Raw genomic sequence first — 23981 nt, 5'->3', positions numbered from 1 at the left:
ATGATTAAAATTGGTCAACTCAATCGCCTGCAAGTTGTTAAAGAAGCAGATTTTGGTGTGTTTTTAGATGCAAAAGACTATGGCAGTGTTTTGCTTTCAAATAAGTTTTTACCAGAAACTGTTTCAGTTGGGGATGAATTAGATGTCTTTTTGTATTTTGATTCAGACAATCAATTGACTGCAACAACTGAAAAAGTGATTGCAGGGGTTGGTCAATGGGGACTCATGCATGTGGTTGGCGTGAACAATGTCGGCGCATTTGTGGACTGGGGAATCGAGAAAAAAGATCTTTTAGTACCATTTTCAAACCAACGTGTGCCACTGCGTGATGGGATGCAAGTCTTGGTTTATGTCTATTCAGACAAGGCATCAGGGCGCATTGTTGGCACAACGAAATTTAATAAGTTTTTAGATAAAACGCCAGCTAACTATGAAATCAACCAACAAGTTGAACTTATCATCGCAGAGCGTAGTGATCTTGGCTTTAAAGCTGTGGTCAATGAAGAACATTGGGGCATGATTTTTAAATCTGATGTTTTCGGTAAATTATTTGTTGGCAAGCGTTTAAAAGGCTATGTAAAAGAAATACGCGAAGATGGTCGAATTAACTTGTCGCTGCAAAAAGTTGGCGTGGCCAAGATGGATGACTTGAGTGAGAAAATCCTTGCAACGCTAGAGCAAAAAGGTGGCTTCTTGCCGCTTAGTGATAAGTCTACACCTGAATCAATTTTTACGGTTTTTCGCACCAGTAAGGGTACTTTCAAAAAGAGTATCGGTGTTTTATATAAGCAAGGTAAGATCCGTATTGAGAAAGATGGGATTTATCTAGTCTAAGGTATTTCTAAACCTAGGCGCATAGATTATCTATATTCTAAGTTGGATTTTTCAAGATAATTGGCGTGAGTATAAGGCAAGGCTTGAGTGAACCCCTATGAGCACAGTTGACTATGTGATTAGGGTGAATGAAAGCATTAACGCAGTAATCGCGTCAATTATGAAGAAAAAAGAACAAAAAAAAGGCTTATACCATGGGGGATATAAGCCGAGGGGAATGACTCACTCCTTGAGTCAGAGCTAATCGTAGAGCATGGAATATAAATGCCTTTGATATAAATAAGCTTAGTTTAGGATCTCAAAAATGCAAATTATTGAGATATAAATCACAGAAAATTCTGTAACGTATGGAATTAATTAGTGATTTTTCTCATTTTTGATACCAATCCAGTCTATTTCCCCTGTTTTAGTTATCTTGATAAAACAATTCGTCAGTGCTTAAAACAAATGCTGATCGCGGACTAACTCGCGTGGAAGCGTATTTTTGAGTCGATTACTTACCCATTTTGCCGCGCCAATACAGGTTTCTTGATAAAAGAGCAAAGCCTCTGGACTCTCTGTTTTCTCTTGTCCATCTTCTAAACGTATATCACGCCCCATATACCAATCACGCGCTTGCTCGGTTGAGAGTTCAACGGATTTCAGGCTTGGCTTAATTTGGTTAGACAGGGCGATGATCCCTTGATGCTGCCAACGATACGGACTTTGGTTTTTCTTTGGCTTACGGTTTGGCGCAAGAATACTTTCGGCCAGTTTTAAGCCAATACGACTAAAGCGCATTTCGCCAATAAAACCTTCCAAGGCCTTAGGGAAAAGCCAAACTTCTTTGTCACGTTGCCACAGACTTAAATCTTCTGGAATTGAGAGATCAAAACTTTGCGTGAGTGCATCGGCAAGGGCGTTTGCATCGACTTTTGACATTGGCGTAAACGGGAATTTACCCAAACGCTTTTTAATCGGCTCTTTCGTGACGCTGTCACGTTTTATCATCTTGGCAATAAAGAAACCTTCACTGTCAAATACCTGCGGATAAACATGCAAGAAGCCTTCTTTGGTCATGGCTTTGTCTGCACCATCAAACAAATCGCCTAAAGGTACAAATTCAATTGCATCAGCAAATTTATCTTTTAAGTGTTGGCACACCGCTTGGTTCTCATCTGCGTTAAGCGTACATGTAGAATAGACCAAACTGCCACCAGGTTTTAAAGCATGAAACGCACTTTCGATGAGTTCGCACTGTTTATTGGCAATCTCTAAGGTTGATTCAATGCTCCAGTTTTTCATCGCATCGGCATCTTTGCGAATGGTGCCTTCGCCTGAGCATGGCGCATCAAGCAAAATGCTATCAAAAGATTCAGGTAGCCAGTCTCCAAAGACATTGGCATCAAAATGAGTGAGCGCCGCATTGGTCACGCCGCAACGCTGTACGTTGGCGCTTAGCACTTTCACGCGACTGGCTGCATATTCATTTGCCACTAGGCCACCATGATTATTCATCAAGGCGGCAATTTGTGTGGTTTTAGAGCCAGGCGCTGCCGCCATATCTAAGACTAATTTGGGTGAGCTGTTGTTATCAAATAAAGCCGTTGGGGGCAGCATAGAGCTTGCTTCTTGAATATAAAAAAGGCCGCTTAAATGCGCAGGGGTATTGCCCAAAGGCGTGGTTTCATCTTCTCGTTCAATCCAAAAGCCATCTTCACACCAAGGGATTTGACTCAATGTCCAGTTTTGCGTCTTGGCATAAGCTAAGAAATTTTCACGGCTTATTTTTAACGTATTGACGCGAATACTGCGGCGCAAGGGACGTTGACAGGCGGCAATGAAGTCTTGCATATCAAGATGAGCTGGCATGGTTTGTTCAACCATATCTAAGAAAGTTTGGGGGATAAATACATTTGGATGCACAAGGAAACCTTTGAGCTGATAAATAATGGGGTGATTTTAAGTTTTGCGTGGAAGGGGCGCAACTGTTAAATGATAAATAAAAAATCCTCTCAATCTATTTTCAACTATACAACTGAAAATGATGAGAGGATTTTAAATCAACACAATTTTATTCGTTGTGCCTTATTTTGGAATCGGCGTTTGCCAACTTAACCACTCAGCTTGCGGCTCGTCATTTAAGAGGAACGTTTTCTTCGCCGGCGCTGGTGATTTTAAGCCATCATCTGGGGTAGCAAAACTCACGCCACCTCGGACGATGCTATCAACCGTGCCAGCTTTTAAATCTGCGCCAGCTAAGCTAATCGAAAGATTTACGCCAGATGCATTCCAGAACACCGTATTATTACGGATCAAATGTGCAAATTCAGGTTTGATCTGAATCGTGCTGATCACGCGATCAGAGAGTTTGCCTAATTCCACACTACGTACGCTACCGACTTCAAACCCGCGATAGAGCACAGGCGCACCGGCTTTGAGCGAGTTTTTGTAGAGGCTTTGTAAGTAGAAAATTTTGCCAGATTCGATTGGCGGCACATTGGATAAGCTAAAGCTTGTCGCAGCCTTGCTTGATTTCGATGGCTTAACTTGAATATATGGGCTAATCACCGCATCTAAGTTTTTCGCACCATCTAAACCTATGCTTGGGGTTGCGACCCAGAATTGACTGCCGCTGCGTGCAATGCTGCTTACATATTTTGGGAAAATACGTGCGGCTACTTTCACGCCGCCACGGTTAAAGTCGGGGTTCACATCTATCACTTCACCTACGGCAACGCCTTGATATTTAATCGCAGCGCCCGGCGCAACACTTGTATTGTCTTGCATGGTTAAATAAATTGTACGCCCAGATTGGCTCGCTTCTTTATAGCTATCATAAAGCTTAAAGCGTCCATTGGCAGCCTTGTTTTCAACGCCATTTAAGCTATCAAAGGCAATCCCGCCACGTACTAGCGTTGAAATTGGGTCAGCTTCAACCTGAATGCCGGTAATTCCTGCTGCGACTTTCACCCCAGAGCGATTCCAAAATACAGTGTCGGATTTGACCAAGTTCAAATAACGGTTTTCGATGCGTAAAGAAATCTCAACGCCGCCGTTATCAATAAGCTTAAAGTCAGAGACTTTGCCGACTTCAATATTATGATAAAGCACAGGGCTGCCTTTATTTATCCCAGGCAACTTGTCGGCATACAGCGTAAATTTCTTCGAGCCTTGGGCTTCATATTTTGCCAATTGAGATTGTGATTGGCTCTTATATAAGTGGAATTCTTTACGCGTTGTTGCTTGGCCATGGCTTTCAAAGGTGATCCCACCGGCAAGTAAGCTTTTTGCTGGTGGCACTGAAAGATCAAATTTACCATCTGCAAAACCTGCGCTAATAGTACCTGAAACATAAAAGCGATTTTCAGATTTAATCAGCGGCATGTATTGATTATCAATCAGTAGGTCAAATTTGATTTCTTCATTATCTAAGTAAACTTTTGTCACGGCGCCAACATTGATCCCACGATAGGTGACGCTAGCGCCTGGTTCAAGGCCAAAGGTATGGTTGGCGGTCAGCGTTATTTTGCTTGATTTTGCAATACTTTGGCTAAGTTCGTTGCTGCGCAAGGCGACAAAATCGCGTGAGCTTTCACCTTCACCCGGCACTATAGTTAAAAAGTTACCGCGAAAAAGGTTGCCAATATTCTTCATTTTACTAAATGAAAGCTGCGGCTCTTCGAGCATAAATTTTGTGCCTTCATTTAAAGTATCGGTAAAGGCAGGCTCAATGGCAGCTTGAGCAACGATTTTTTCACTATGACGCGACAGGTGCACATCTGTGACCTGACCGACCTCAATGCCGCGATACATGATAGGCGAGTTGGCATTAATATCACTGTTATCAGGCAGTTCGATATTGATGCGGATCCCGCGGCCTGCGGTTTTTAGGTTTGAGTAAAGTCTAAAGTTTGTGCCTTCTTCTACCGGCTCACCACCACTTGGCGAATCAACTGAAATGCCGCCGATGAGTAGCGAGGTTAAACTTTCAAGTTGAATGTCAACACCATCAAACCCAACCGTTGCCCCAAGGCCGCTGACATTCCAAAAACGGCTGTCGCTATTAATTAAATGCGCATATTGCTTTTTAATGCTGACTTGGATCTGTACATAGTTAGCATTTTCAGACAACTGATAGTTGGTCACCTTACCGATAGGGATCTTACGATATAAAATTTGTGAGCCAATGCTGACAGAGGCGAGATCAGAAGAGCGTAAGTTAAAGGTCACACCATTGGCAGAGCGGATATCTGAAGGTTCGCTATCTAGCGCAATGTATTCAGGTTTAAAATCTTCTGGCTCCTTGTCCATATCATTGGCAGGTTGCAGCGCAATATAGTTGCCCGAGACAAGGGCATCTAAGCCAGTGATGCCTTCAAGGCTAGCACTTGGTTTGACCAGCCAAAAACGCGTATTGGCGGATAAAAGTTTGGTCGCATTTGGATAGATGTCAGCATCGACATAGATATCTGAAAGGTTGTCGGCAAGACGGACTTTTTTGACCACACCCACTTCAAGGCCCTGATAGCGAATAGTGGTGCGTCCTTCAACTAAGCCTTGGGCATCGCTAAATAAGATTTGGACACTGTCACCTTTTTCACTATATGCTTTATAACCCAGCCAGCCGGCTAAACAAAAGGCTAAAATAGGTAAAATCCATAAAGGCGAAATCTTTCGCTCCTTTTTGATTTTTACTTTTTGAGCATGTTGCAGTACAACAGGTTTATCTTGATTCATGCTTAGTTCTCAACATCCATATGTTCATTATTTTCGTGTGTATCAGTATCTATGTGCTTGTGCCTGCGGGTAACGTCTTTCCAAATCAGTTTGGTATCAAAACATTCTGCAGCAAGCATGGTGAAGATGACGACCAGCCCAAAAGCAAATGCAGCAGGGCCTGGGCCAAAATCTAATAATTGATCGCGATTGAGCAAGTTTACCATAATGGTAATGACAAATAAGTCTAAGACTGACCATTTACCAATCCAGTGAACCAGTCCAAATAACTTCATTCGAAAGGCGTGTTTTGTTTTCACTTTGAAACGAATACAAATCAGAATATACACTAAGCTCACGACTTTAAAAAATGGAATCGCAATACTCGCGGTGAAAATGATAAATGCAATCATTGGGGCGTGAGATTCGACGAAAGCGATCACCCCAGACATGATCGTATCCTCATAAATCACGCCATTACTAAAGACTTGCGTAATGTTCAATAAATTAGCAGCGGGTAAGAATATTGCCGCGCTAATTAAAAAAGCCCAAGTTTTTTGCAGCGATCTTGGCTTTGAAGGGTAAATACGGCCCAGACAGCGTACACAATGATGGCCATGGGGTTGAGAGAGGTGACAATGACTACAATGACGCTCAATTAAAGGCTGCTGTTTTCCCGTTTTATTTTGAATTTGGTATGCAAAGGCAAAAGAGCGCGCGGGTTGCCATAACTCCCAATAGCGACGAACGCGAATCTTTAAAATAGTTGTGACAGCAAACACCTGATAAATCACGAGAAAGATCAGCCCAACTTCAAAGCTTATATCTGCGTAGTCGCGTAGTTTAATATAGGAAACGGCAATGCTGATTAAAAATACATCTATCATTAGCCAGCTTTTAAACAGACTGACAACGCCCATAGAAAGGTGAAAGGTACGAAAGTGGCGTGTGTGTAAACCCCAGTGTGCGCCAATCACGCCGCCAAACACCAGCAAAGGGGTAAAAACACTACAAAACAAAATTAAGGTCGCAAGCCAACCAAAGCCGTCATCAAACAGCATCATGCTGCCTGAAAGCAGACTGGCAGAAAAGTTCACATTAAGCAGTCGCACTTCAATAAAAGGGAAATATAAGGTTGGAATGAAGAGCAATAAGCAAGTGATACTTAAGATTAAATTTGTATTCAGGCTGAGCTCACAGCCGCGATATAACTCTGTGCCGCAGCGAGGACAGTGGGCATTGTGCCCTTGAGCTAAGCTTTCACCTGCGACTTTGAGATCGCAACCCGAGCAAATCACTTCATCTTGTGGTGCTTGATGTAGCATTTGCTGCGCACTGGTTAAATCCGGTACTTGTGTCGTTGGGTCTAGATTAGGCACTTGCATAGGGGGTGATATTATCCTTAATATATCCTTCAATCTTGAGTCTATTGAGTTGCGTTTCAATATTTTTCATGTGTTTTGCGAAAGACAGATGTTTTCATTTGTTAAAAAGTATTTTATCTTAATCTCAAAGAATATGAGTTATATTTTTTGTAAATTGTGTTTTTTATCTTCAATTGGTTATTTTTTGGTTAATAATTAGCCGCTTGAGTCGCAGATATTAAATACTTAGATTATTTTGTTTTATAAATGGATGTACGCATGCAACAGCAACAAGACAGCGCCAAGCTAAAAGACTATCAAACGATGAGTGCTCAAATTTCGGCTTTAATTGAAGGTGAGCCAAATTTGATTGCAAATCTTGCCAATATCAGTGCGCTGCTTAATTTAGAACTTTCTGATATCAACTGGGTTGGTTTTTATCTTTATGATGAAACCAAAGACGAACTTGTACTTGGACCGTTCCAAGGCAACCCAGCTTGCATCCGTATACCTATGGGTCGCGGCGTTTGCGGTACTGCGGCGAAAGAAATGCAAGTCCAACGTGTGGAAGATGTGCATGCATTTGCTGGGCATATTGCCTGTGATGCACGCAGTAATTCTGAAATCGTTGTGCCATTTTCGATTGACGGCAAACTGGTCGGTGTTCTAGATATAGATAGCCCAGAGATTGCAAGATTTGATTTAGAAGATGAGATTGGCTTAACTAAATTAATGAAAGACGTAGAAAATCGCCTCCAATCTAATCAAAAGGCATGATAATTTGCACTTGTTGGTGGTTTTTATGCGCCAAGTCTTTATAATAGCGACAAATATTTACTATAAGAACATCCGTGCGTTTATCGCATTAACCAGGAATCCTCATGGAAAACACTGAAAAGTTAAAAAACACCAAAGAAGTTATCGCTTATATTGCACAAAGTTTCCCTTCATGCTTTACTCTAGAAGGTGAAGCGAAGCCATTAAAAATTGGTATCTTTCAAGAACTTGCTGAACGTCTAAAAGACGATCCTAAAGTCAGTAAAACCCAATTACGTGCAGCGTTACGTCAATATACATCATCTTGGCGTTATCTCCATGGTGTTAAAGCTGGCGCAGTTCGTGTTGATCTTGATGGTCAAGCTTGTGGTGAAATTGAGCAAGAACATGTCGATCATGCTCAAAAAGAACTTGCAGAAAGTAAAGCGCGTGTTGCTGCTCGTCGTAAAGAGCAAGCTCAAAAAGCGCGAGCTGAGAAGCAAGCGAAAAATAAAGACAGCAAGTTTAGCAAGGTCAAGTCGTCTAAGCCGCAGGCGAAGCGTCAAAAGCCTAAATCTGAAACAACTAAACAACAACAATTACAGCAAGCTCAAACTCGTGCCTTAAATGCTGATGAGTTAACCATCGGTAAAGCTGCTTATGTCAATATGGGACAGGGCAACATGGCTGCAACAATTGTCGAAGTCAATAAAGACGACGTTCGTGTACGTCTTGAAAATGGCCTACAAATGGTTGTAAAAGCGGAGTACTTGCGAGTATAAGGAGCTTTCCTACGCATGAATTGCCGATTTAAAAAATCATTGATCGCTGCGAGCCTCGTGCTTGCAGTATCACCAGTTTTAGCATTAGAGGTGACCACACCTGAAACTGCTATTCCTGTATTAAAAGCTGAGTCTCAACATGCGACTGCAAGTCAACGTGTTGCAGCAAGGTTTACCCGATCTCATTATAAACGCTTTATTTTAAACGACGAATTTTCAGAAGCTATCTATGCGCGTTATCTTGATAACTTGGACTATAGCCGTAATATCTTCACTCAAGATGATATTAAGCAAATGGACCAATACAAAGATGTGCTTGATGATCAGCTAAAATCAGGGGATACCAGCGCAGCCTATGCCATGTATAACCTGTCTTTAAAACGTCGTTATGAGCGTTTTGCTTATGCCTTAACCTTACTTGATAAAGAAATTAAGTTTGATACGGATGAGAAGATTGAGCTTGATCGTAGTGAAGCGGCTTGGCCAAAAAATACAGCTGAACTTGATGAACTATGGCGCCAACGTGTTAAATATGACGCGCTAAACTTGAAACTGACTGATAAAAAATGGCCAGAAATTCAAGAGTTACTTGGTAAACGTTATAACAATGCGATTAAGCGTTTAACCCAAGCCCATAGTGAAGATGTGTTCCAAATTTATATGAACTCATTCGCACGTCAAGTCGACCCGCATACAAGCTATCTGTCCCCTCGAAATGCTGAAGAATTCCAATCGGAAATTAGTCTTTCACTAGAAGGGATTGGCGCTGTTTTGCAAGCCGGTGATGATTACACCACGATTCGTTCTCTTGTGCCTGGCGGCCCCGCTGCTATGTCAAAAGAGCTGAAAGAAGGGGATCAGATCCTAAGCGTCGGTCAAGAAAAAGGTGAAATGGTTGATATTATCGGCATGCGCTTGGATGATGTGGTTGAGCTAATTAAAGGGCCAAAAGGTTCGAAAGTTCGCCTGTTAATTTTACCTGAAGGTAAAGACGCCAAGACTCATGTGGTCACCATTAAGCGTGACAAAATCCGCCTTGAAGAAAACGCTGTCAAATCAAAAGTGATGAGCGTTGGTAATAAGAAAATTGGTGTCCTTGAGGTCCCAAGTTTCTATGTTGGCCTAACCCAAGATACAAGCAAGCTAATTAGCGAGCTGAAAAAGCAAGATGTTGACGGCATCGTTGTTGATTTACGCAACAATGGTGGTGGCGCTTTAACCGAAGCGACGGGTATGTCTGGTTTATTCATTAAGAAAGGCCCGATTGTGCAAGTGCGTGACAGTTATGGACGTGTCAATATTAATGTCGACCCTGATGGGGTTGCTGCTTATGATGGGCCAATGACAGTTCTGATTAACCGCTACAGTGCGTCTGCTTCAGAGATTTTTGCCGCAGCGATGCAAGACTATGATCGCGCAGTGATTGTCGGTGAAAACAGTTTTGGTAAAGGTACGGTTCAGCAGCACCGCTCACTCAATGACATCTTAGATGTATTTGATAAAGAGTTAGGTTATGTGCAGTACACGATTCAAAAGTTCTATCGCATTAACGGCGGCAGTACCCAAGAAAAAGGTGTGGTGCCAGATATTGCCTTCCCAACAGCGGTAGACGCATCTGAAACAGGGGAAAGCGTTGAAGATAATGCTTTACCTTGGGATCAAATCAAGCCGGCAAGTTACGATAAAGTGACGACAGATGCTAAGCTTCAGTCTTTAATTCAAGACTTGCAAGCCAAGCATACGGCGCGTATTGCTCAAAGCAAAGAATTCCAATATATCCTCCAAGATATAGAAGAATATAAAGCTGAAAAAGATGATAATTATATCTCTTTAAATGAGAAGATCCGAAAAGAAAAAGCAGATAAGGCTGAAGCAAAATCGCTTGAGCGCATCAACCTAAGGCAAAAAGCTGCAGGCAAAGAAATCTATAAAGATATCGACGATGTGCCCAAAGATTACGAAAGCCCAGATGCTTTCCTTGAAGAAGCGGTAGCGATCACGGCAGATATTATTTCAAAGTAAGCATATTCTGATCACTTTTTCAGTGAAAAGTTTAGTTTTATTTTATTTGCTAACCTTTTGATGACATAAAACATTTAATATCTAAGCGACTTCATCCTGAGGTCGCTTTTTTTTGCAATACAGTTTAAGCTTATAGATAGCAAACTGCCCCTAAACCCTGGTGATATATGTTGTACTCTTCTACTCGAATTCTTTTAATCAGCTCCTTGTTGCTCCCGAGCGCTGCCAGCTTTGCGAATAATATGGCGCGAGTAGAGAAAGATTCACCTTTGCTTCAAATGCCAATCCTAGAACAAGGTGCAATGGTCGATGATCCGAGCCTTGAAACTGAGCTTGAGACAGAGCAAAGGTTGCAAGCAGAAGAAGATGATTATCAACGCAGCTTTGATGACGAAACCTATATTTCATTATTCCCCAACCCTATGTTACTTGGCCAATGGCTGCATAAACAGCAGCGCCCAAATGGGGAGGATTTAACGGTTTGGCTTGAGCTTAAGCCAAATTTTGATTATGAATATTACAGCTATCAAAATGCCGAGCATGTGACCTTTGATCAAGGCCGCTATCAGATGAATAATCAGCAAATGCGCTTTGGTAACTTGTCACATTGGGGCGAGAAGCTCGACTATTATCTTAATTACAATCAGCTTTATCTCAATGGCAACATGTATTATAAAACTATGCCAAAAGAGCTGTTAGGGCACTGGGCAAGTACCAAACTCATTGGCAATCAGCAAAATATTGAGCAAACAGACTTTGTTGAAATATGGCTGTACGATGATTTTTATTTTAATTTTATTAACCGCACCAAGTCGGGTAAAAGTAAAGCGGTTGATGGGATTTACATTGTCACCGGTGATCGTTTGGTATTCTTATACGAAAACGGTGAGTTTTATACTAAGTTTCGTTTTCAAGATAATCGTTTGATCTTAAAAAGTTATAATATTGAAATGCAATTAGTGACGATGAACCCGTAAACCCCAAAACCGATACCCCCCAAAACCTCTAGTGGCTCATATACACTAAGTATTCATATCGGTGAAACTGCTTAGATTTAAATCGATTAGCATATATTCCTATTAAATTAAGCATATATCCTGCATGCATCCTTGTTGCTCGCTTGAATTATTGTCTTTTATTCCATAAAGTGAAGGAGACTAAAAATAATCAAGAATAAGGATATACAATGAGCGACACAGCTTCCGCGACTTTGCAGCCTCAAGCAAAATACCGCAAAGACTATACTCCATCGACTTATACCATTGATGATCTGCATTTAACCTTTGAGCTTGATGATACCAACACGCTCGTCACCGCTATCTCACAAGTACGCCGTCAAACCCAAGGTGACACCTTAATCTTAGATGGTGAAGGGCTTGAACTCTTGAGCCTTATGGTTGATGACAAGAAATGGACGGACTATGAGCAGACCGACACCCAACTTATCTTAAAAAACCTGCCTGATAATTTTAAACTTAGCATTGAAAACAGCATTAACCCAAGTGCCAACACTGCGCTGGAAGGTTTATATAAGTCAGGCGGTGCATTTTGTACCCAATGTGAAGCCGAAGGTTTCCGTCGTATTACCTATTTCCTCGATCGTCCAGATGTACTGGCTAAATATACAGTAACTATCATTGCAAGCCAAAATGACTACCCATATCTCTTAAGTAACGGTAATAAAGTTAAAGAAGGTGCGCTTGAAGATGGCAAACACTGGGTGACCTGGGCCGATCCGCATCCTAAGCCTAGCTATTTATTTGCTTTGGTCGCGGGTGACTTTGATGTCTTGCGTGATCACTTTGTGACCAAGTCTGGACGTGATGTAGCGCTAGAGATTTTTGTTGATAAAGGCAACCTAGATCGCGCGCCACATGCCATGACCTCGCTGAAAAATGCGATGAAATGGGATGAAGATCGCTTTGGCCTCGAGTACGATCTCGATATTTATATGATTGTTGCGGTGGACTTCTTTAATATGGGCGCAATGGAGAACAAGGGCTTAAATGTCTTTAACTCTAAATATGTGCTTGCCAATGACACGACTGCGACCGACCAAGATTATCTTGGGATTGAAGCTGTGATTGGGCATGAATACTTCCATAACTGGACAGGCAACCGTATTACTTGTCAAGACTGGTTCCAATTAAGCCTTAAAGAAGGTTTAACCGTGTTCCGCGATCAAGAGTTTTCATCTGATCTCGGCTCACGCGCGGTGAACCGTATTGATAATGTACGCATCATTCGTGGTCCGCAGTTTGCTGAAGATGCAAGCCCAATGTCACACCCCATTCGCCCTGAAAAAGTTATCGAAATGAATAACTTCTATACCTTAACTGTGTATGAAAAGGGCAGTGAAGTGATCCGCATGATCCATACTTTACTTGGAGAAGAAAACTTCCAAAAAGGCATGCAGCTATATGTGAAACGCCATGATGGCACGGCTGCAACTTGTGAAGATTTTGTCAGTGCGATGGAAGATGCCTCCGGCGTATGCTTAAAACAATTCCGTTTATGGTATAGCCAATCGGGGACGCCAGAAGTCACTGCAAGCAGTGAATACGACAGCGCGGCGCAAACTTGGACTTTAAGTCTTACTCAAGAAACCAAGCCAACCCTAGATCAAGCAGAAAAACAAGCACTGCATATTCCGCTGCGTTTAGGTTTATATACTAAAGCAGGTGACGCGATTGAATTACCAGGCTTTAAGCGTGCGGATACACAAACTCAAGATGTAATTTTAGACTTTACTAAAGCAAGCCAAACTTTTGTGTTTGAAAACATGGCAGAGGATATCGTGCCTGCGTTATTTGCTGAATTCTCTGCGCCAGTGAAAGTCAGCTATGATTATTCAGATGCCGATCTCATGACGCTGATGGTGCATAGCCAAAATGAATTTGCACGTTGGGACAGCGCGCAAAGCTTAATGGCGAAATACATTCGCGCCAATATTCAAGCCTTTGCAGATAAGCGTGAGATGGACTTACCAGAGTCTGTGATTGACGCATTGCGCGGCGCACTTTTAAGTGAGACGTTAGAGCCTGCTTTCATTGCGCAAATGCTTAGCCTGCCAAGTGCCAACGAAGTCGCAGGTTGGCAAACTCCAATTCAAGTAGACGGCATTGACGCAAGCCTTGGCTTTATTAAGAAAACTCTTGCCGATGCCATGAGCGATGAGTTCACAGCGATTTATCATTCACTTAAACAAGAGCGTTATGATATTTCGCATGCGTCAATTGGTAAGCGTAGCCTACGTAACCTATGTTTGAGTTACTTGGCGCATACAGAGCTAGGTGAAGCACTTGTGACAGCGCAATACCAAGCGGCAAACAATATGACAGATACCATGGCGGCGATGAGCGCTGCAAACCAAGCGCAACTATCTTGCCGTGAGCGTTTGATGCAAGATTTCAGTGACAAGTGGTCACACGATGGCTTAGTGATGGATAAATGGTTTATGCTGCAAGGCTCAAACCCTGTGTCAAATGCACTGGAGCAAGTCAAAGCGACCATGTCACACTCTGCCTTTAGTTTGAGTAATCCAAACCGCACGCGCAGTTTGGTGGGCGCTTTCTTTAACCAAAACCCAGTCAATTTCCATGCGCTGGATGGTTCGGGTTATGCCTTTGCGGGTGAAATTTTAGCTAAGCTAAATAAAACTAATCCACAAGTGGCGTCACGTATGATCGATCCTTTACTAAAATATCGTTTATATGATGAAACTCGCCAAGACTTGATCCGCGCTGAGCTTGAAAAACTCGCAGGGCTAGACAACTTAGCCAAAGATTTGTTTGAGAAGATCAATAAAGCCTTATCTATCTAAGCGATAAGCCTAGACATAGCATAAATTCAAAGCAGCCAAGGGGAACTAAGGCTGCTTTTTTATGCGCCAAGTTTTTCGTTTAGTGCGCTTAGTATGTCATTATATTTAAATATTCAAAAAGCATGCCGAAAGATAAAGTTTGGCTCAACTAGGCATGCCAAAGTCAATAAAACCAATGTTGCTCACATTTTTATAACATATATCTAATATTCCACTAAAAACATTTAACTTCAACAAGATAAGTCTTTTAGAATAAGGCGAATTTAATCCAATGTTGGAGTTACAACCTTATGCCGACACGTGAATATATTGCCCCTGTTATTCTAGAAAAAGTCACTCAATTGATTGCAGATAAACTCGATAAAAAAACGCAACCATTTGTGGTGAATCTCTCCCATGCTTTATTTTCCAATGTTTCACATACTGATTTACTGCCACGTCAAGAAGCAGACTTATTCGGCGCCGTGGTTAGCCTCTGGCAACACTTGCAAGCGCAGGCTGAATCTATGACGCAAGCTAAAAAAACTGACCTCAAACCCTCTGTGAAGGTGTTCAACCCAAGCTTGCGTCAAAATGGTTGGAAATCCAGTCATACCGTGGTCGAAATTGTTCTGCCAGATATGGCATTTCTAGTCGACTCAATCAAAATGACCTTGATGCGCTGCGGTTTAACCAGCCACTTTATGGCGAATGCGCCGTTGCAAGTAGAAGTGGATACAAAAGGTGAGATCAAGTCCGTCGCCCAAGATAAAGGCGGGCGTTTTTCTCTTTTTCATATTGAGATAGATAGAATTGATGATGCCAAGCAAATGCAAGCCTTGCAAGCTGAGCTGCTATCTGTGCTAGAAGATACGAAGCTCGTGGTTCAAGACTGGGAGCCAATGGTCAAAAGCTTAAATCAAGTGATAGATGAGATCAAAGCGCATAAACATTTGCCTATAGGTAAAGAGCGCCTTGAAGAAGCTTTAGCCTTTTTAGATTGGCTTGGGGATCATAACTTTACCTTTATGGGCTACAAAGAGTTTATTCTCGGCGAAGATGAAGGCGAAGAGGCATTATTGCCAACCAAGCAAGCCCCGCTTGGGATTTTTAAAGTCGATGGGCGCGTGCGCACGACTAAATTGTCTGAGTTCTCTCAATCAGCGCGTTTAGAAGCGCGTAAAGCTGAGCTGTTAATTCTCACCAAGGGCAATGCCCAGTCACGGATCCACCGTCCTGCGTATACAGATTATATCGGGATCAAAAAGTTTGATGATAAAGGCAAGGTGATTGGTGAGTATCGCTTTACCGGTTTATATACCTCTGCTGTGTATAACCAAAGTGTTGAAAATATCCCGCTGATCCGCGATAAAGTCGCGCGCATTTTAGATAACAGTAGCTATCTTCGCGGCTCACACTCATGGAAGGCGCTGCATAATATCCTTGAAAACTATCCGCGCGATGAGCTCTTGCAAGCAGGTGAAGATGAACTGCTTGAAGTCGGCATGGGTGTGGTGCAGATGCAAGATAGAGACTTATTGCGTTTGTTTGTGCGTCCCGATCCGTTTGGCCGCTTCTTTAGTTGCATGGTGTATGTCAGCAAAGAGCGTTATACCACAGCGCTGCGGATCCAAACCCAAGCCTTGTTTAAACGCTATTTTAAAACCGATCAAGAAGTGGAATTCACGACTTATTTCTCTGAAAGTCCACTTGCGCGCACCCATTATATAGTCAGAGTGGATAGCACGCATGATGTAGATATAGATGTTTCCCTAATCGAGAAGAATTTAATGGAAATTTCAACCAGTTGGGATGATAGATTAAAAGAATCCATGCTCCAAAGTTTTGGCGAAAACAAAGGCACACAAATTGCAAAAGCCTATCAAGGGGCCTTTCCGCCATCTTATAAAGAAGTGACCCTTGCGGGGGCGACAGCTGTGGCAGATGTCGAGCGTTTAGAGTCGTTAACCGATACGCATAAGCTGGAAATGCTATTTTATCGCCCACAAGAAGAAGCAATTGATTCTAAATCTGTGCGTTTAAAGCTTTACCATAAGGATGAGCCAATTCATCTTTCAGATGTGATGCCTATGTTGGAGAACTTTGGCTTGGTCGTGATTGGTGAATCCCCATATCAAATTCAAAAGCAAGACGGCAGCGTGTTTTGGGTTTTAGATTTTTCCATGCAATACACGGCCAAGGCGCTTGACCTTAATAAAGTGCGTGATAATTTCCAAGATGCTTTTGCGAAAGTTTGGCAAGGCGCACTGGAAAATGATGGCTTTAACCGTTTATTGTTAGCATCGGATCTTAATGGCCGCGAAATTACTATCTTACGCGCCTATGCACGTTATATGCGTCAAGTTGGCTTCCCATTTAGTCAGCAATATATTGAAGAGACTTTAACCGCTTATCCAATGCTTGCAAAACGTTTGGTGGAATACTTTACCAAGCGTTTTGATCCAAAGGCGAAAAGTCGTCAAAGTGCACTGGAAAAGCTTGAAGAAAAATTTATTGCTGAGCTAGAGCGTGTCGAGAGTCTTGATGATGACCGCATCTTAAGACGCTATTTAGAGATGATGCAGGCAAGTTTGCGCACCAACTATTTCCAAACATTGGCAAATGGTGAGTTTAAACCTTGGCTATCGATTAAGCTAAGTCCAAAACAGATCCCCGAAATTCCAGCGCCAGTGCCTGCATTTGAAATCTTTGTTTATGCGCCGGATGTGGAAGGGGTGCACTTACGTGGCGGCAAGGTGGCGCGTGGCGGTTTACGTTGGTCGGATCGCCCAGAAGATTTTCGCACTGAAATTTTAGGATTAGTCAAAGCGCAGCAAGTGAAAAATACCGTGATTGTGCCTGTGGGCGCAAAGGGCGGCTTTGTGTGTAAACGTCAGCATTTATGCCAAGGACGCGACGCTATTTTTGCCGAAGGCCAGCGCTGCTATCAAACCTTTATTCGCGCATTGCTTGATGTCTCGGATAACATTATCGATGAGAAGATTGTCGCGCCGAAAAACGTGGTGCGTCATGATGAGGATGATGCGTACCTTGTGGTTGCTGCGGATAAAGGTACGGCAACTTTTTCTGATTTAGCCAACCAAGTCTCGGCAGAATATAACTTCTGGCTTGGCGATGCTTTCGCCTCTGGCGGCTCCAATGGGTATGATCACAAAGCCATGGGGATCACCGCAAAAGGTGCATGGGAGTCCGTCAAACGCCACTTTAGAGAAATGGGCGTCGATTGCCAAACCACGGACTTTACCTGTATCGCAATTGGTGACATGGCTGGGGATGTGTTTGGCAACGGGATGTTGTTATCTAAACATATACGTTTGCAAGCCGCATTTAACCATCTACATATCTTTATTGACCCAAATCCAGATGCTGCGAAAAGTTATGTCGAGCGTGAACGTTTATTTAATCTGCCGCGCTCAAGCTGGGAAGATTACGACAAGTCGCTGATTTCAGAAGGCGGTGGTATTTTCTCACGTAAAGCCAAGTCGATTAAGTTAAGCCCGCAAATTCAAGCCATGCTTAATACCCAAAAAACATCACTGGCGCCAAATGAGCTGATCAAAGCCTTATTGCAAATGCAAGTCGACTTGCTCTGGAATGGCGGCATTGGCACTTATGTGAAAGCGACAAGCGAAACCCATATCGATGTGGGCGATCGCGCCAATGATAACTTACGCGTCAATGGCAGTGAGCTTGGGGCTAAGATTGTGGGTGAAGGCGGCAACCTTGGGATGACCCAACGTGCGCGTATGGAATATGCACTGCATGGCGGACGTGTGAATACTGATTTTGTGGATAACGTTGGCGGGGTGGATTGCTCGGATAATGAAGTTAATATCAAGATCTTACTCAACTCATTGGTTGCAGCGGGCGATTTGACGCTAAAACAGCGCAATCAAGTGCTCGAGAGCATGGAAGATGAAGTTGGACAGATTGTATTAGAAGATGCTTACTTACAAGCTGAGTCCATTTCAGTCACCCAATGGCAAGGAAGTGATCAGCTTAAGACTCAATTGCGCTTTATCCATGCGCTAGAGAAGCAAGATAAGCTGGATCGCGCTTTGGAATATCTTCCAGATGATGAAACCTTACTTGAGCGTGAAAAGCAAGGGCAAGGGCTAACTCGTCCTGAGCTTGCTGTCCTAGTAGCCTATGCCAAAATGGTGTTAAAAGAGCAGCTGATTGTCGAGGGGATCACGCAAGATAGCTATTATGAAAGCCATTTGAGTCATTACTTCCCAAGTAAGATCCGTAAGACCTATGCAAGTGCGATTGCGCAGCACTCATTGCGCCCACAACTAATAGCCACTTCGCTTGCCAACCAAGTGGTCAATGAAATGGGGGCGACTTATGTCATGCGTATGGTGGATGAAACCGGCGCGGATGTTGAATATATCTTACATGCTTATAGCTGCGCACGTGAGATTTTTGATTTTGGTGCGGTATTTGAGCAGATCCGCCAACTCGATAACAAGGTAAACAGTGCGCTGCAATATGAGCTTTTAAGTGAACTGCGCCGTATGATCCGCCGTATTAGCCGCTGGCTTTTGCGTAACCGCTTAAGTGTCACAAGTTTAGCCGAAGTGATTGATACCTTTAAAGCGGATGTGACTTGGGTGGTTGAGCATCTTGATGACGTGCTGGTGGCGAAAGAGCTCAAAGAGCATCAGCAACAGGCGAAAAAATGGCAAGCACAAGGGGTACCACAAGACCTCGCGGTGCGTATCTCATGCTTTAGTAGCTTGTATAGCGCCTTGGATATGAACCGTGTGGCAGTGGAAGCTGGGGTGAGTATTTCTGTGGCGACTCGTTTATATTTCTTGCTCGGTGATAAGCTCTCGCTACATAGCTTCTTAAAACAGATTAATCAGCAATCTGTAGAAAACCATTGGCAAGCGTTGGCGCGCGCAAGTTTTCGAGAAGATTTGGATTGGCAGCAAAGACAGCTTACGGTTCAAGTGCTGCAATGTGAGTCCTTTACGACACTTGCGCAAACTAAGATTGAGGAAAGCGAGCTTGTCAGTCAAAGTTTAAGTCACTGGATGCACGAGCATAAAGAGGCGCTGGGGCGTTGGGAGGCTATTTTGACTGAGTTTAATGTCGGGAGTACCCATGAATCTGCAAAATTTTCAGTCGCATTGCGAGAATTAATGCTTTTAAATTTGAATTGTTCGACAAATCAGTAAATAATATGACCCCGTTTGCAGTGGCTAAATTTATTTTAAATAAAATAGCTTTGTCATTGCCGGGGTTTCTTTATTTTGGAGGCATCATCCATGCTTTATCGCATTGCTCGTACAGGTCTTTTTCAGTTCGATCCAGAAACGGCTCACGAACTCGCTATTAGTAATTTCAAACGCTTCACGCACACACCGCTCGATATTTTCTATTCACAAAATTTACCGCATCGCTCAGTGGAAGTGATGGGCTTAACCTTTAAAAATGCAGTCGGTTTGGCTGCAGGTCTAGATAAAAACGGCGAATGTGTCGATGCCTTTGGAAAAATGGGCTTTGGCTTTGTCGAAGTTGGAACGGTGACGCCGCGACCACAACCGGGGAATGATAAACCGCGTATTTTCCGTTTATTGCCAGCAGAAGGTTTAATTAACCGCATGGGATTTAATAACGAAGGTGTGGATAAGCTGATTGAAAATATCCAAGGGATCAAATTTGATGGGATCTTGGGAATTAATATTGGTAAGAATAAAGACACGCCAATTGAAGAAGGCACGCAAGATTATTTAATTTGTATGGAGAAAGTGTATCCACATGCAGGCTATATCGCGGCAAATATTTCTTCACCAAATACTCCAGGACTGCGCACGCTTCAATATGGTGAAGCCCTAGATGAATTATTATCAGCATTAAAAGCTAAACAAGCAGAGCTTGCCACTTTACATGATAAATATGTTCCGCTGGCGCTTAAAATTGCCCCTGATTTAAGTGACGAAGAATTAGTTCAAATTTGTGATTCATTGAAAAAACATAAAATTGACGGTGTCATTGCAACCAATACGACACTTGATCGCTCACTTGTTGAAGGTTTAAAACATGCGAATGAAACGGGCGGTTTAAGTGGCCGTCCACTCCAATCTCGTAGCACAGAAGTTGTTAAAGCGCTTTATCAAGAATTAGGGGAAGCGATCCCAATTATTGGTGTTGGCGGGATTGATAGCGCAGTGGCGGCAAAAGAAAAGCTGATGGCGGGCGCGAAATTGGTCCAAGTGTATTCTGGTTTTATTTATCACGGTCCAGGGCTTGTGAAAGATATTGTTAAATCTTTGTAAGACTTTTTAGCGCTTGATAAAGGAATATATGAGAAAGGACCTATTTTATATATAAACTTTCAATATTACATGAGCTTTTATTGATAAATTTGATGTCTTTGGCAGAAATAATTACTTTTATATAACAAAGTCGCAATAAATTTATCGAATCAAGGAGCTAGATCAAATTAGGGGCATCAATGTCCCTTTTTTTTTTATAAAAATATAGTAAAATAGATGTATATCTAATTTTTAGCTTCACCATCAGGGAGTGAGAGAGAGGCAATGATTAATCCTTTAAATATTAGCCATTGGTATTTTGATGACGCGAACGCATCTTTATACCTTGCAGTGGAAGGTGAGGATGACGTAAAAGTCAGTTTACCTAAACTGTGTTTGATTCCAAGTGCATTTCAAGAAAATGAATTTGATTTTGAAGATTCAACCGCGATGACTCTTTTTATTGAACAAGTTCGTGATTTAGAATTAACACCTGCGCAACAAATTGAATTGGCTGTTAACGCAACGGCTGCAAAACGTTTTCATAAACCCGTCCAACCTAAGTCTTGGTTTTTTGATATGCAAGATTTAATGCTTGAGCCAGAAGAAGGCGTTTTTTATCAATTAAGCAATGCATTTAACCAAGGTCACTTCTTAACCGTTGATGTGGAAGAGAAGGCAAGTTTATGCCTTGCGTTAGATCTAGACGGTTTCGTTTTAGCTGAAGATAAACATCTAACTTTTGCTGAGCCGATTCGGGTGATGAATAATCGCTTTATTGAAGCAGATATTAACTTTGCGTTGCAATCAGATATGTGGGCAAAAGTTGGTTAATCAGATATAAAACTTGCGCTTAATAGGTAACACCTTTCTTTATCGCTTCCATTTTCTAAGCGTTATCACTTTTCCTCGTCCTTTTTTCGTTAAATTCTCATTCTTTAGCATTGTGATCTTTAGCCTTATTTAACTTTAAGGTATACTGCAACTCCTTTGCGTAACGAAAAATGCCACAATGAATCAATATTTAGCTATCACTTCAAATGGTCTTGAAAACCTGCTTGTCGAAGAACTCACCAAATTAGGTGTCACAGACGCCAAACCTGTTCAAGCTGGGGTGCGTTTTAGCGCCGATCTTGAGCTTGCTTATCGCTGCTGTCTCTGGAGCCGTTTGGCTTCACGCTTTATTTCTATCCTGTCTGAATTTTATTGTAATGATGACATGGATCTCTACCTTGCCGTGCAAGCAATTAACTGGCCAACACATTTTGATTCAGATAAAAAAATCATTGTGGACTTTAACGGGACCAACCGTGAAATTCGTAACAGCCAATATGGCGCGATGAAAGTTAAAGACGGCATTGTTGATACTTTCACCAAGCGTAACCTTGCTCGCCCTGAAATTAGTAAAGAAGCCGCTGATCTGCGCATCCATGTGCGTTTGCATCGTGACCGCGCGATTTTAGGCATAGATATGGTCGGCCGTGGTTTGCACCAACGTGGCTATCGCACTGCAGCAGGGATGGCGCCACTGCGTGAAACCTTAGCGTGCGCAATTTTACTCCGTAGTGGTTGGCAGCCGGGTGAAGCTTTACTTGACCCTATGTGCGGCTCAGGCACCATCTTGATTGAAGCTGCGCTCATGGCAGCGGGCGTTGCCCCTGGCGTAAAACGCGCGCGCTGGTGTTTTGAATCACTCAAAAACTTTGATATTGAAACTTGGATGCAAGTTAAATCTGAGGCGCGCGTGCAATCTAAACGTGGTCTTGGCAAACTTGAACCGATGTTCTTTGGTGTCGATAATGATCCACGCGTATTGAAAACCGCGCAAGAAAATGCCAAACGCGCTGGTGTTGAGCATCTGATCCAATTCTCCCAAGGGGATGCTGCAACTCTTAGCAAGCCAGAAGGCTTTGAAACTGGCGTGATCGTGTCAAACCCTCCATATGGTGAGCGTTTAAGCACAGAGCCGGGCCTTATTGCCTTGTATACTGCATTTGGCGCAGCGATGAAAAACAATTTCACCGGCTGCAAAGCAAGTATCTTCTCATCCAATGATGATCTTTTAAGCTGTTTACGTATGCGCGCAGACAAGCAATACAAGCTCAGCAATGGCGCAATCATGTGTCATCAAAAAAATTATCAGATCACAGCTAAACCTTCGAGTGCTGATGCCAATGGGCCTACCACGCAACACGCTGTTGAGCCTGAAATTGCACCAGATTTTGCCAATCGTTTGAAGAAAAATATGGCAAAATTAGGCAAGTGGGCACGTAAAGAGAAACTAGATTGTTTCCGCATTTATGATGCTGATTTACCCAATTATAATGTAGCGATTGATAAGTATGACGATCACTTGGTGATCCAAGAATACGCGGCGCCAAAATCGGTCCCAGAAGAAACAGCTAAGCGTCGTTTAACTGATATTATTCGCGCGACAATTCAAGTTTTAGATGTTCCTGCTAACAAAGTCATCTTAAAGACCCGTGAGCGTAAAAAAGGCAAAAGCCAGTATCAAAAGCTTGCACAAGAGTCGAACTATATGACAGTGCATGAATATGGCGTTGAGCTACTGGTGAACTTGCATGATTATTTAGATACAGGTTTATTCTTGGATCATAAACTCACGCGTAAACGCATTGGTGAGCTTGCTGCGGGCAAAGATTTCTTAAATCTATTTGCTTATACCGGCAGTGGCAGTGTGCACGCAGCAAAAGGCGGCGCGAAATCAACGACAACGGTTGATATGTCGAATACCTATTTGCAGTGGGCGCAGCAAAATATGGCGCTGAACGGCTTTGACAGTGATGCGCATCAGTTTGAACAAGCCGATTGCTTGCAGTGGCTTGCGCATGAAGATCGCACCTTTGATTTGATTTTTATCGATCCGCCAACATTTTCAAACTCAAAACGCATGAAAGAAAGCTTTGATGTGCAGCGTGATCATATTGCCTTGATGACAGATCTAAAACGTTTATTGCGCCCTGATGGGACCTTGATTTTCTCAAACAATAAACGTCATTTTAAAATGGATCTTGAAGCTTTAGATGGCTTAGGTTTGAAGGCAAATAATATTTCAAGTCAAACCTTACCACTTGATTTTGCGCGTAATAAGCAAATTCATAACTGTTGGTTGATCACCCACAAATAAGGATATTCATGAAGCTATATCTTTTCTCAACCCAAGGTTGTCATTTATGTGAACAGGCCAAAGCTTTATGCCAAGAGATTGGTATTATGCAAGCAATAGAAGAGATAGATATAGCTTTTGATGATGCGCTTTTTGCGCAATACGGGGTGCATATTCCGGTATTGCAACTTGCAGATGACTTAGCGCCAAGTGCGTGTCTTGGGCCGAAACTCTATTGGCCATTTGATAAAACGCAATTAGAACATTGGCTCTTAAGCATTCAATAAGTCATTGAATAGATAAATAAATATA

At 42.5% G+C, this 23981-nt stretch carries 14 protein-coding genes; 11 read left to right on the top strand and 3 right to left on the bottom strand.

The window, feature by feature from the left end; all coding sequences use genetic code 11:
- Positions 1–834: a CvfB family protein gene (locus AC2VOY_RS01010; RefSeq protein WP_491831781.1), complete on the top strand. Its 834-nt coding sequence runs from the start codon at positions 1–3 to the stop codon at positions 832–834.
- Positions 835–1272: 438 nt separating this feature from the next.
- Here the strand turns inward: AC2VOY_RS01010 and rsmF are convergent, their stop codons facing one another.
- The 3 genes from rsmF to AC2VOY_RS00995 all read right to left on the bottom strand — a co-directional run bounded on the left by rsmF (position 1273) and on the right by AC2VOY_RS00995 (position 6917).
- A complete protein-coding gene (rsmF, locus tag AC2VOY_RS01005) occupies positions 1273–2739 on the bottom strand; it encodes a 16S rRNA (cytosine(1407)-C(5))-methyltransferase RsmF (RefSeq protein WP_491831780.1) in 1467 nt (488 codons plus the stop codon).
- Between the two features lie 162 nt (positions 2740–2901).
- Positions 2902–5553, bottom strand: coding sequence for an MlaD family protein (locus tag AC2VOY_RS01000; protein WP_491831779.1), 2652 nt, complete (start codon positions 5551–5553; stop codon positions 2902–2904).
- 2 nt (positions 5554–5555) lie between these two features.
- Positions 5556–6917, bottom strand: coding sequence for a PqiA/YebS family transporter subunit (locus AC2VOY_RS00995; RefSeq protein WP_491831778.1), 1362 nt, complete (start codon positions 6915–6917; stop codon positions 5556–5558).
- A gap of 258 nt (positions 6918–7175) precedes the next feature.
- On the opposite strand from AC2VOY_RS00995, the gene AC2VOY_RS00990 reads away from it, so the two are divergent.
- From AC2VOY_RS00990 to AC2VOY_RS00945, 10 genes are all read left to right on the top strand, one after another.
- Entirely contained in the window at positions 7176–7673 is a 498-nt protein-coding gene (locus AC2VOY_RS00990; protein WP_491831777.1) for a GAF domain-containing protein, read from the top strand.
- A 104-nt stretch (positions 7674–7777) separates the two neighbouring features.
- Complete coding sequence (gene proQ, locus AC2VOY_RS00985) at positions 7778–8434, top strand: RNA chaperone ProQ (protein ID WP_491831776.1); 657 nt, start codon at positions 7778–7780, stop codon at positions 8432–8434.
- Between the two features lie 15 nt (positions 8435–8449).
- Positions 8450–10456: a carboxy terminal-processing peptidase gene (prc, locus tag AC2VOY_RS00980; RefSeq protein WP_491831775.1), complete on the top strand. Its 2007-nt coding sequence runs from the start codon at positions 8450–8452 to the stop codon at positions 10454–10456.
- Positions 10457–10623: 167 nt separating this feature from the next.
- Positions 10624–11433 carry a hypothetical protein gene (locus tag AC2VOY_RS00975; protein ID WP_491831774.1) on the top strand — a complete coding sequence of 270 codons (810 nt, stop codon included), beginning with the start codon at positions 10624–10626 and terminating at the stop codon, positions 11431–11433.
- 209 nt (positions 11434–11642) lie between these two features.
- Positions 11643–14279 carry an aminopeptidase N gene (pepN, locus tag AC2VOY_RS00970; protein ID WP_491831772.1) on the top strand — a complete coding sequence of 879 codons (2637 nt, stop codon included), beginning with the start codon at positions 11643–11645 and terminating at the stop codon, positions 14277–14279.
- A 290-nt stretch (positions 14280–14569) separates the two neighbouring features.
- A complete protein-coding gene (locus tag AC2VOY_RS00965; protein ID WP_491831771.1) occupies positions 14570–19462 on the top strand; it encodes an NAD-glutamate dehydrogenase in 4893 nt (1630 codons plus the stop codon).
- Between the two features lie 90 nt (positions 19463–19552).
- Positions 19553–20563, top strand: a complete 1011-nt coding sequence (gene pyrD / locus AC2VOY_RS00960; RefSeq protein WP_491831770.1) for a quinone-dependent dihydroorotate dehydrogenase — start codon at positions 19553–19555, stop codon at positions 20561–20563.
- Between the two features lie 264 nt (positions 20564–20827).
- Positions 20828–21376 carry a cell division protein ZapC domain-containing protein gene (locus AC2VOY_RS00955; protein ID WP_491831769.1) on the top strand — a complete coding sequence of 183 codons (549 nt, stop codon included), beginning with the start codon at positions 20828–20830 and terminating at the stop codon, positions 21374–21376.
- A 178-nt stretch (positions 21377–21554) separates the two neighbouring features.
- Positions 21555–23690, top strand: coding sequence for a bifunctional 23S rRNA (guanine(2069)-N(7))-methyltransferase RlmK/23S rRNA (guanine(2445)-N(2))-methyltransferase RlmL (gene rlmKL / locus AC2VOY_RS00950; RefSeq protein ID WP_491831768.1), 2136 nt, complete (start codon positions 21555–21557; stop codon positions 23688–23690).
- 8 nt (positions 23691–23698) lie between these two features.
- Entirely contained in the window at positions 23699–23956 is a 258-nt protein-coding gene (locus AC2VOY_RS00945; RefSeq protein WP_491831766.1) for a glutaredoxin family protein, read from the top strand.
- Positions 23957–23981: the final 25 nt, after the last annotated feature.

It is taken from the genome of Vibrio sp. KMM 9700, from assembly GCF_058545285.1.
The sequence above is the reverse complement of the archived record's forward strand: the minus strand, read 5'-3'. Positions and strand labels throughout refer to the sequence as shown.

Excerpts from the sequence above, each read along its gene's own strand:
- pyrD (WP_491831770.1), top strand. The coding sequence starts at position 19,553 with ATGCTTTATCGCATTGCTCGTACAGGTCTTTTTCAGTTCGATCCAGAA.
- AC2VOY_RS00965 (WP_491831771.1), top strand. The coding sequence starts at position 14,570 with ATGCCGACACGTGAATATATTGCCCCTGTTATTCTAGAAAAAGTCACT.
- proQ (WP_491831776.1), top strand. The coding sequence starts at position 7,778 with ATGGAAAACACTGAAAAGTTAAAAAACACCAAAGAAGTTATCGCTTAT.
- AC2VOY_RS01010 (WP_491831781.1), top strand. The coding sequence starts at position 1 with ATGATTAAAATTGGTCAACTCAATCGCCTGCAAGTTGTTAAAGAAGCA.
- AC2VOY_RS00990 (WP_491831777.1), top strand. The coding sequence starts at position 7,176 with ATGCAACAGCAACAAGACAGCGCCAAGCTAAAAGACTATCAAACGATG.
- AC2VOY_RS00975 (WP_491831774.1), top strand. The coding sequence starts at position 10,624 with ATGTTGTACTCTTCTACTCGAATTCTTTTAATCAGCTCCTTGTTGCTC.
- pepN (WP_491831772.1), top strand. The coding sequence starts at position 11,643 with ATGAGCGACACAGCTTCCGCGACTTTGCAGCCTCAAGCAAAATACCGC.
- AC2VOY_RS01000 (WP_491831779.1), bottom strand. The coding sequence starts at position 5,553 with ATGAATCAAGATAAACCTGTTGTACTGCAACATGCTCAAAAAGTAAAA.
- AC2VOY_RS00945 (WP_491831766.1), top strand. The coding sequence starts at position 23,699 with ATGAAGCTATATCTTTTCTCAACCCAAGGTTGTCATTTATGTGAACAG.
- prc (WP_491831775.1), top strand. The coding sequence starts at position 8,450 with ATGAATTGCCGATTTAAAAAATCATTGATCGCTGCGAGCCTCGTGCTT.
- AC2VOY_RS00995 (WP_491831778.1), bottom strand. The coding sequence starts at position 6,917 with ATGCAAGTGCCTAATCTAGACCCAACGACACAAGTACCGGATTTAACC.
- AC2VOY_RS00955 (WP_491831769.1), top strand. The coding sequence starts at position 20,828 with ATGATTAATCCTTTAAATATTAGCCATTGGTATTTTGATGACGCGAAC.
- rlmKL (WP_491831768.1), top strand. The coding sequence starts at position 21,555 with ATGAATCAATATTTAGCTATCACTTCAAATGGTCTTGAAAACCTGCTT.